General features: G+C 71.4%; 4 protein-coding genes. All 4 read right to left on the bottom strand.

Features of this window, described 5'->3' with window-relative positions; translation table 11 throughout:
- Positions 1-124 precede the first annotated feature (124 nt).
- Complete coding sequence (locus AC1MIR_RS27685) at positions 125-280, bottom strand: SDR family oxidoreductase (protein ID WP_480031389.1); 156 nt, start codon at positions 278-280, stop codon at positions 125-127.
- A gap of 211 nt (positions 281-491) precedes the next feature.
- The gene (locus AC1MIR_RS27680) at positions 492-1,139 is read right to left on the bottom strand and encodes a pyridoxamine 5'-phosphate oxidase family protein (protein ID WP_480031388.1); all 648 of its coding nucleotides are present in this window, start codon (positions 1,137-1,139) and stop codon (positions 492-494) included.
- 10 nt (positions 1,140-1,149) lie between these two features.
- Positions 1,150-1,623, bottom strand: coding sequence for a nuclear transport factor 2 family protein (locus AC1MIR_RS27675; protein ID WP_480031387.1), 474 nt, complete (start codon positions 1,621-1,623; stop codon positions 1,150-1,152).
- A 13-nt stretch (positions 1,624-1,636) separates the two neighbouring features.
- On the bottom strand, positions 1,637-2,170 hold a 534-nt coding region (locus AC1MIR_RS27670; protein ID WP_480031386.1), incomplete at its 5' end, for an MBL fold metallo-hydrolase.

The following is a 2,170-nucleotide window of genomic DNA, read 5'->3' as shown; positions in this document are numbered from 1 at the left end:
TCGCGCCCGCCTGGTGCTCCTTCAGCACCCCAATGATCTGCTCCTGCGTGAACCTCGATCGCTTCATCATCCGTCTCCCTTCGACGGACTCTAGCTCAGGCCGGGGACATCCAAGGGGGCAGGGTCACCAGACATGCCGGACGAACCCGCCATCCACACGCAGCACGGCGCCGGGCACGTAGCTCGTGCGCGCCGAGCAAGCGAAGGCTGCCATCGCCGCCAGCTCTTCCGGCGTCGCATAGCGGCCGACCGGGATCTGCGCCCAGGAGCGCCGGCGCACCTCCTCCGTGCGATGCCCTCGCGGTTGGCAGTGGCGGCGCCGGTCAGGTGCGCATGCCCGGACGTGATGACGAGGAAGGAGAGCCGCTGAGCGGCCCCACCCCGGGCATCACGTCGGTCAGGTTTCAACCGGCACCGAGGCATGAATGGAGTGGGCCCCTGGAGCAGCGGTGGAAACCGGGGAATGAAATTCTCTGGGCGCGTCCTGCGCCTCAAGGCGCCGGTGACAGACGGGCTCCTTCACCCGCGTCGGAGGTCTCCTTGGTGTCCATCGCGCGCAGGCGTTGCTCCATCCGCTCGGCATGGGCACGCAGGGGCGCGACCGCGGCCTCGACCTGTGCCGCCGTGAAGCGCGGCGTGATGTGCTGCGGGCAGTTCCAGTCGAAGCCCGCCACCTCGATCACGAAGCCGCGTTCCACCCTGCCGGGATAGCCTGGCACGGCGAGCCGTCCGAGCAGCGCCGGATCCTCCGTCGCGCGCACGCGGCCGAGCAGCTTCAGCCGTGCGCGGTTCGCGTAGTCCATGAAGAAGAAGGCGGCGCGATCGTCGTCGGCGAGGTTACCGAGCGAGACATATTGCCGGTTGCCGCGGAAATCGGCGAAGCCGAGCGTCGTCTCGTCCAGCACCCGCACGAAGCCCTCCGGCCCGCCACGGTGCTGGATGTAGGGCCAGCCGGTCTCGCCCACGGTCGCCATGTAGAAGCTGTCGCGCGCGCCGATGAAGGCGGTCTCCTCGGGGCCGAGTCGGTCGTGGTGCCGCTCGCCCGCGTCGAAGCGGGCATAGCCGGCGCGGCTGCCGTGGCGTTCCTGCTCGGCCCGCACGCGCGGCGTGAAGGCGATGTCGGCGAAGGCGTGTGCCATGCTGCGTCTCCTACAGGCCGAGGTCGGTCAGGCCGGGATGGTCGGCCGGGCGCGGGCCGAGCGGCCAGTGGTACAGCCGATCCGCCTCCGCGATCGGGCGGTCGTTGATCGAGGCGAAGCGCAGCCGCATCAGGCCGCGCGCGTCGAATTCCCAGTTCTCGTTGCCGTAGCTGCGGAACCACTGGCCGCTGTCGTCGTGCCATTCATAGGCGAAGCGCACGGCGATGCGGTCGCCCCCGAAGGCCCAGAGCTCCTTGATCAGGCGGTAGTCCAGTTCGCGCGCCCATTTGCGTTCCAGGAAGGCGCGGATCTGCTCGCGGCCGACGGGGAATTCGGCGCGGTTCCGCCAGCGGCTGTCCTCGGTATAAGCGAGTGCCACGCGCGCGGGGTCGCGGCGGTTCCAGGCATCCTCGGCGGCGCGCACCTTCACGATGGCGGTCTCCCGCGTGAAGGGCGGCAGCGGGGGGCGGGTCTCGTCGGTCATGGGGCGATCCTCCTCAGGCGGCGTAGTCGAAATCGGCCGGCAGCCACGTCAGCCCGCCGCCGTCTCGGATGATGCGCCCGACGCCGGGGAAGGGCATGTGCGTCGCGGCGAGCGGCGCGCCCTCGGACGCCGCCTGGTCGAAGAAGCGGGCGCGGGAGGCATCCGCCGCCGCGCGGTCCTGCTCGAACAGGATGCCGATGCCGGGATGGGCGGGATGCAGGCCGGGATGGAACAGCATGTCGGCGACGAGCAGCAGGCTCTCCCCGCCATCCTCGATGCGCACGCCCACCTGGCCAGGCGTGTGGCCCGCGAGGTCGAAGGTGGTCACGCCGGGGATGATGGTCCGCGCGCCGTCGACGCGCTGCAGGCGCGGATAGAGGCGCACCAGGTCGGACGCCGCCTGGAAGGAGCTCTTCAGCAGGTCGGGCGCCGCGGCGGCCCGGGCGGGGTCGGTGAAATGCGCGACGTCGCGCCGGTCGGCGAAGATCTCGGCGGTGGGGAAGACGCGGCGCCCCCCCCCCCCCCCGGCGGGGGGGAGGGGGCCCCC

It is taken from the genome of Falsiroseomonas sp. RANM36 (genome assembly GCF_056682175.1).
This window is presented reverse-complemented; position numbering and strand designations above follow the sequence as displayed.